At 34.2% G+C, this 6,999-nt stretch carries 6 protein-coding genes; 2 read left to right on the forward strand and 4 right to left on the reverse strand.

Annotation, left to right across the window (positions count from 1 at the left end; translation table 11 throughout):
* Positions 1-233: 233 nt before the first annotated feature.
* Positions 234-746, reverse strand: a complete 513-nt coding sequence (locus tag ACP6PK_RS08470; protein WP_426559230.1) for a hypothetical protein — start codon at positions 744-746, stop codon at positions 234-236.
* A 169-nt stretch (positions 747-915) separates the two neighbouring features.
* Between ACP6PK_RS08470 and serA the strand changes: the two genes are divergently transcribed.
* Positions 916-2,499, forward strand: a complete 1,584-nt coding sequence (gene serA / locus ACP6PK_RS08475; RefSeq protein WP_426559231.1) for a phosphoglycerate dehydrogenase — start codon at positions 916-918, stop codon at positions 2,497-2,499.
* Between the two features lie 226 nt (positions 2,500-2,725).
* Positions 2,726-3,619: a 50S ribosomal protein L11 methyltransferase gene (gene prmA / locus ACP6PK_RS08480; protein WP_426559232.1), complete on the forward strand. Its 894-nt coding sequence runs from the start codon at positions 2,726-2,728 to the stop codon at positions 3,617-3,619.
* A gap of 330 nt (positions 3,620-3,949) precedes the next feature.
* On the opposite strand, the gene ACP6PK_RS08485 is transcribed toward prmA, so the two are convergent.
* The 3 genes from ACP6PK_RS08485 to ACP6PK_RS08495 all read right to left on the reverse strand — a co-directional run bounded on the left by ACP6PK_RS08485 (position 3,950) and on the right by ACP6PK_RS08495 (position 6,767).
* Positions 3,950-4,534 carry a hypothetical protein gene (locus ACP6PK_RS08485; protein ID WP_426559233.1) on the reverse strand — a complete coding sequence of 195 codons (585 nt, stop codon included), beginning with the start codon at positions 4,532-4,534 and terminating at the stop codon, positions 3,950-3,952.
* A gap of 187 nt (positions 4,535-4,721) precedes the next feature.
* Entirely contained in the window at positions 4,722-5,756 is a 1,035-nt protein-coding gene (locus ACP6PK_RS08490) for an endonuclease NucS domain-containing protein (protein WP_426559234.1), read from the reverse strand.
* A 30-nt stretch (positions 5,757-5,786) separates the two neighbouring features.
* Positions 5,787-6,767 (reverse strand): hypothetical protein, encoded by a 981-nt coding sequence (locus tag ACP6PK_RS08495; RefSeq protein ID WP_426559235.1) that lies wholly within the window; start codon positions 6,765-6,767, stop codon positions 5,787-5,789.
* Between the last annotated feature and the right edge of the window lie 232 nt (positions 6,768-6,999).

The following is a 6,999-nucleotide window of genomic DNA, read 5'->3' on the forward strand; positions in this document are numbered from 1 at the left end:
TTATCAACCATAAAAGAAGTTAAAGTTATAAATCTCATATTGTCATTGCGAGGCGGATACTAACAAGTTAACTCCGAGGAGAAAGCCAGAAGTTAGCTGAAGCAATATCACATTATGTGAAAATAGATTGCCACGGGAGGTAATGATTAAATCAACTAAAATATCTACTTTCCCATCCCCCCTCGCAATGACAAAATTCGGTCATTTTGCCAGATATCATCTTACACTTCCTTCTAACTTTCCGGTGCAGAATATCCTTGAATATTTTCTGGTTTAAACTGATATAAAGTCCGAGTTGCTAAACGAGTCAAAGCTTCCGAACCTTTCACAACAACTAAATATTTACCTGCTTTCAGACGATTACGATAAGGTAAAGCATCACCACCACCAATAACCAAACCCACTCCACCACCAACAAAAGTTCCACCCATTGCACCAGAAATACCACCCAATATTCCCCCAATAAAATGATTGCCAAATTCCCCTGCCCAAGCAAAAGTATTCAAACCAGTAATCAAACTAAAAGTAGTACCAGCAGCAAAACCAAAAGGTACAAGCCAAATTACCATCCGCATTGCTTGTTTGCGGGCCTGTTCATTAGGATCTATCAGGCCATATTCATCGGCAGTTTGATAACCCCGGCCCAATATCGCCACTTGTTTCATGGGCAAACCCTCTTTTTCCAAAGCAGAATAGGCAGCCTCAGCTTCAATACGGTCTGATAATACAGCGACAAGATAATTCATAGAAGTTAATAAAAGCAATCTAAAATCTTTCTGACAATCAATTAAATTATAGGCCCATGCTGGTACTCTAAAGGGTAAAGTTGTTATTTAAGGCACAAAAAAATCAAGCTGAAGCAAAAGTTTCAGTCAGAAAAACAATCAAATAACCTAAATTATTCAATTAACTACTATGCCAAAAGTTCTTGTATCAGACTCAATAGATAAAAGTGGAATAGATATTCTTTCCCAAGTAGCTCAGGTAGATGTAAAAACAGGTTTGCCTGCAGAAGAATTGGCAAAAATCATACCAGAATATGATGCTCTAATGATTCGCTCTGGTACTAAAGTTACTAAAGAAATCATAGAAGCTGCAACACAACTAAAAATTATTGGTCGCGCTGGAGTAGGGGTAGATAATGTAGATATACCAGAAGCAACTCGTAAAGGTATTGTGGTAGTTAACTCACCAGAAGGAAATACCATTGCAGCAGCAGAACACGCCCTGGCCATGATGATGTCTATGTCGCGCCACGTTGCAGAGGCTAACCAATCAATTATCGATGGTAAATGGGACCGTAAAAAGTTTATGGGGGTAGAGGTCTACAAAAAAACTCTCGGTGTTGTTGGTTTGGGTAAAATTGGCTCCCATGTAGCTAAGGTGGCGAAAGCTATGGGTATGAAAATTTTGGCCTACGATCCATTTATTTCTGCAGAAAGGGCCGAACAGTTGGGTTGTACTTTGGTAGATATGGAACTATTAGTCCAAGAGTCTGATTATATTACTCTCCACATACCCAAAACTGACGAAACTTATCATTCTATTAATGCTGAAACTTTGGCCAAAATGAAGCCTACAGCTCGGATTATTAATTGTGCTAGAGGTGGAATTATTGATGAAGTTGCTTTAGCTGAAGCTTTAAAAGAAGGAAAAATTGCTGGAGCTGCTTTAGATGTTTATGAAAATGAACCTCTAGAAGCTGAGTCTCCACTACGAGAGTTGGGGCAAAAAATTGTCTTGACTCCTCACTTGGGTGCTTCTACTGCTGAAGCTCAAGTGAATGTGGCAATAGATGTGGCTGAACAAATTCGAGATGTATTGTTAGGGTTGCCTGCTAGATCGGCAGTGAATATTCCTGGTATGTATCCTGATACATTGAAAAAACTTAAGCCCTATTTGTTATTGGCCGAAACTCTTGGTAATTTGGTCAGTCAGTTAGCAGGTGGACGTATTGATTTTCTCAATGTTCGTCTTGAAGGAGATTTGGCCACTGTGGATAGTAAACCTGTAGTAATAGCGGCCTTGAAGGGTTTACTTTCCCAAGCTTTGCGAGAGCGCGTCAATTATGTTAACGCTTCTATTGAAGCTAAGGAAAGAGGTATTCGAGTAGTTGAAACTAAAGATGATTCGATACGGGATTATACTGGTTCGTTGCAGTTGGAAGCAAAGGGTTCTCTAGGAGACCATATTGTTCGTGGTGCTTTACTCGGAGGAGATGAGATTCGGATTACTAATATTGATGGTTTCCCCATTAATGTCCCTCCTAGTCCATATATGTTATTGACTCTCCACCGAGATTTGCCTGGAATTATTGGTAAAATAGGTTCACTTCTAGGTAGTTTTAATGTCAATATTGCCAGTATGCAGGTGGGTCGTAAAATTGTTCGGGGTGATGCGGTGATGGTATTAAGTGTTGATGACCCATTGCCAGAAGCAATATTAACTGAAATTCTCAAAGAAGAAGGAATTAGAAATGCTTATACGGTTGCTCTGTAGAATTTAGAATTAAACCTCATTGAAATCTAGAATTTAGAATTTAAAATGTAGAATTAAAGGTAAATTTACCAATTCAGAACTCTGAATTATATAGAGGTAAATTTACTAATTCAGAATTCTAAATTCTATTTGAGCAATTCTGAATTATGTAGAGGTAAATTTACCAATTCAGAATCCTAAATTCTGAATTCTAAATCCTAAATTCTAAATTTTAAATTCTATTTTTATGGCATATAACTGGTGGGAAATTAGAGTCTTATCTAACCAAAGTCTGGAGGAGGTAATTTTCTGGCGTCTGGATAGTTTTGGTTGCCGGGGGACGGCGAGTCAGGTTAAAGGTAATGATTGTTTGGTATTGGCTTATTTACCAGAAGACCAAACTCAACTGTTGGACTTATCCGCTCTGGCTTTAAATCTGCGTCAAGATGCTCTATGTATGAATTTACCAGCTCCAGTGATGGATTGGAATTTAATTGAGGAAGAAGATTGGGCAAGTAGTTGGAAGCAATATTGGCAACCTCAAGAAATTGGCGATCGCTTTCTGATTCATCCTGCTTGGTTAGCTTTACCAGATAAGTCAGATAGAATTATTCTCCGTTTAGATCCAGGAGCTGCTTTTGGTACTGGTACTCATCCTACTACAGAATTATGTTTGGAGTCGCTAGAAATGCGCTTGGGTTTGGAACCTAATCCTGAAGCAGTAATTGCTGATATTGGTTGTGGTAGTGGTATTTTGTCTATTGGATCGGCATTATTAGGAGTACGTCAAATTTATGCTGTAGATATTGATCCTTTGGCAATTAGATCGACTATTAATAATGGAAAATTAAATCAAATAGAGCAGGAAAAATTAATTGTTGAACAGGGAGATATTGAGGATTTAATTAAATTAGTTCCTGAACCTGTAGATGGGATAGTTTGTAATATTTTAGCTGAGGTTATTATTGATATAATTCCCCATCTCGAAGCGATAGCTAAACCGACAAGTTGGGGAATTATGAGTGGTATTTTATTAGAACAAGCTAAATCAATTGCTGATACTTTAGAACAAAATGGTTGGGTTGTAGCTACTCTTTGGAAGCGAGAAGAGTGGTGTTGTTTTAATATTCGGCGGTCTTAAATAATTAGGGAATAGGGAGTAGGGAGTAGGGGAGTGGGGGAGTAGGGAGAAGGCTTTATACTTAAGGTAAAAATTCAATTATTAAATAATAAATATACTCAATATATTCCCATGAGACCTTTTTGATAATTACCGAAAAATTCAGGTATAAAGCCTCTCGATTCATTGATAAAAAAGAAAAAAAATCCTTTTAGCCAATCCTCTTCTTTTGTATTTCCTTCTATTTCAAGATAAAAAAAGTGCTAGGATATTTCCTAATTTTAAATCCGATGGTTTTAACCAGAGGTAATTATCCATTATTCATTATCCATTATCAATTAATGAAGTTATCTAGTTGATTAAAACTCTAGAACGAAGATAAAAATAAATATAACTACTCCAATAAAATATATTCACTAAAATAATTAATCCCTTTCCTACAAAAGAATTAATTCCGGGAAATACCCGCAAAGTTCCTAATAAAACTAGCAAAACTTCTATAAAAGCAACAATTGACCCATAGTGCTTTGGGTCCCAATAAGAAATAGGGCTAATAAATCTATAATTACTAAAAGGGAAAAAGTGTCTGTGAGCATCATCATTATGTACTGGCAAATCAAGTAAAGAATGCAGGATTAAACTAATACAAATTACCTGCATAATTTGCCAACCAAAGTAGTAAGAAATTAGCAATCCAATTATAGCCAAAGGAATAGAATGAAAGATGGCAACAAGATTTTGGATTAATGGTTGATAATATGCTTCTGACCAAATTTTTGCCTCTGGTAAACGAGCAATAAATTTTGCCCAAAAATAGAAAATAAAGATAGGAATATCAGGTAAAATTCCACCAATTACAATAGCAAGATTAGCTTGTGGTAGTTGAGGTTTGGTAAGAAGTGCGAGATTAATAATGGCATGACTTGGTGTATTCATTAGATTAAAATTTTCAAGGTTATATTATGTTCTTTGAAGTTAATAATATAAAATCCGTAATTTTTCTGGGTAAACCCAGTTTTTGCTGATTTATACTTTGTTAAATAGTTAGCTTAACTTACCATTACCTATTTCACTATTTTCCTAAATCTAATAATTTTCTATTTTAACTAATTTTTTGATTCATTTATGATGAGTTTCTATTTTGCCATTCAGATAAAGCTACATCAACTAAAGCATCTATGGATTTAGATTTAATAGATTTTCCTGTCATTATTTCATACATTTGTAGATATCCTTCAATATTATCGTATTCTGTTTTTCCTTGATAACTATACTGACTCGGAATTTTGTATCCTAAAGCTATCTTCCAATCATCAGTTAAAATTGAAATTTTAATGCTTTTTAGATCGTTATATTGGTTGCGCATATATTTTCGTAATGATTGAAAATACCGATATGGTAAATATAAAAACATTTTTAAACCAGAAGCACCTTTTAGAAACTGAAATCCTCCTAAAAGTTTGTGTGCTGGTTTGCAAAGTTCACCGTCTTTCTTTTTTTGACCGTAAGTAATAGTAAGATTCGTGCTTTTTTCCCCAATAGATTTGTCAAATATCAGAATTTTTTCTCTGAGCTTCAAGACAATATCTTGTGTATCAATAGTTTCATTTTCTAACATTCTTAAAAGTGATTTATGTGGTTCAGATATAGTAATTAAATCGGGTTTGGGTTGATGGGCAAGAATGATTTTTTCTTGAGGGTAAGGAATCTGAATTTTTGAGAATAAATTTCCTTCTGTAGTCTTGAGGATAAAGTTAAGCTGGTTTGCCGATTGAAAAATTTCAAATATAATAAATTCAAACAAAAGCTGATGATGTTTTCTATCAATGAAATTATGTCTATGAAAAGAAGGAGCGATCGCTATTAAGCGAATTCGCTTTTGATAGTCTATATCTGTAGCAAATGGTTTTTCATTGTACAAGTTTTCATAATAACGAGTAAGCTGCTGAACTACATAACGGTCTTCAATATTTTTCAATTCTATTATTGCTAGTTGTCGTTCCTCAGATATTGCTAAAATATCTGATTTTTCTGCATTAATAGGATATTGACGCTTTAGGGGTTTTAAGTTGAATAGAATCTGCAGATTTTCCCAAACAAAGTTTTCTAAATCTTCTTCACTTTCAAATTCCCATTTATCGGCATTTTTTTTCAACATAATTTTTAATTTTTCCAAATCTATCTAAATTTACTGTCGTTTATGCCATTCTTCTAAAGCTAGATCGAGCAGAGCATCTAAAGAATTAGAAGTAACTATGTTCCCAGTTAATTTTTCGTATATTTTTAAATATTCGTCTGTTTCGTATATGCTAATTTTTGAGTTACTCTGTAATATAATTCTAGGAATGATATCATCACTGTCAGGAGATTTAGAAATTATTCCTAAGCAACACTTAAAAATTCTTTGATTGCCATTATTTGTAGGAAAAGGTAAATATAAATATAATTGTATATATTCATCCAGACCAGCACAAAATTTATCTATGCTTTTACAAAGTTTACCTTTACCCTTTTTTTTGCCATAAGTAATAATCTCCTTGTTACTTTTTTCTCCCATTCGTTCATCGAACCTAAGAATTTTTTCTCTGATGTTTAGGATTTTCTTCTTTTGCTCTGAACTATAACTTTCTAAACTAAGACTTAACCCTTTCGGAAGCCGAGGTAAAGTTATATTAGGTATTTTTTCGGGATTAATTATATATTCTTCATAAATAGGAACTTTTAACTTAACCAATATCTGACCACCAGTATTTTTTAGATAAAAGTAAACCGACTTTTCCTCTTGAAAAATCTCAAATAGACAAAACTCTAAATTCAGCTTGCTATATTTTAAATCAATAAAATTATGCCGATGAAAAGAAGGAGCGATCGCTACTAACCGCACCAACTTTTGATAATTTACTTTCTGGGAAAAAGGCTTTTCTGCTAAGACATTTTCATAATACCGAGTAAGCTGCTGCACGACATAACGGTCTTCAATATTTTTCAATTCTATTATTGCTAACTGCCCCACTTCTGATACTGCTAAAATGTCGCACCATTCCCCCATGACAATATGTTGACGTTTCAGAGGTTCTAAATTGAATAAATGAGGCAAATTTTCCCAGACAAAATCTTCTAAAGCTGCCTCACTTTCAAATTCCCATTTATCTGCTATTTTTTTTAACATTAGGTTATTTACAAAAAATCTCTAGTCTCAATTTTGAGTTACTCTAACAGAGAGAAAATTCTGAGAAAAAACTCCAACGTTACAGTTTTGAGATAGACTCCCTAACTAAAAACTCTCTAGTCTTAATTTTACTGATACTAAGCAAGAGAAAATTATCACAAAAAACTCCAACGTTATAGTTTTGAGATAGACTCCCTAACTAAAAACTCTCTAGTCTTAATTTTACTGATAC

Origin of the sequence: Dapis hubbardiae BLCC-M172, from assembly GCF_050016015.1 — a bacterium.
Lineage (GTDB): Bacteria > Cyanobacteriota > Cyanobacteriia > Cyanobacteriales > Microcoleaceae > Trichodesmium.

Bases quoted from the DNA above. Each gene is read 5' to 3' on its own strand.
- ACP6PK_RS08470 (WP_426559230.1), bottom strand. From the start codon at position 746: ATGAATTATCTTGTCGCTGTATTATCAGACCGTATTGAAGCTGAGGCT.
- serA (WP_426559231.1), top strand. From the start codon at position 916: ATGCCAAAAGTTCTTGTATCAGACTCAATAGATAAAAGTGGAATAGAT.
- prmA (WP_426559232.1), top strand. From the start codon at position 2,726: ATGGCATATAACTGGTGGGAAATTAGAGTCTTATCTAACCAAAGTCTG.
- ACP6PK_RS08485 (WP_426559233.1), bottom strand. From the start codon at position 4,534: ATGAATACACCAAGTCATGCCATTATTAATCTCGCACTTCTTACCAAA.
- ACP6PK_RS08490 (WP_426559234.1), bottom strand. From the start codon at position 5,756: ATGTTGAAAAAAAATGCCGATAAATGGGAATTTGAAAGTGAAGAAGAT.
- ACP6PK_RS08495 (WP_426559235.1), bottom strand. From the start codon at position 6,767: ATGTTAAAAAAAATAGCAGATAAATGGGAATTTGAAAGTGAGGCAGCT.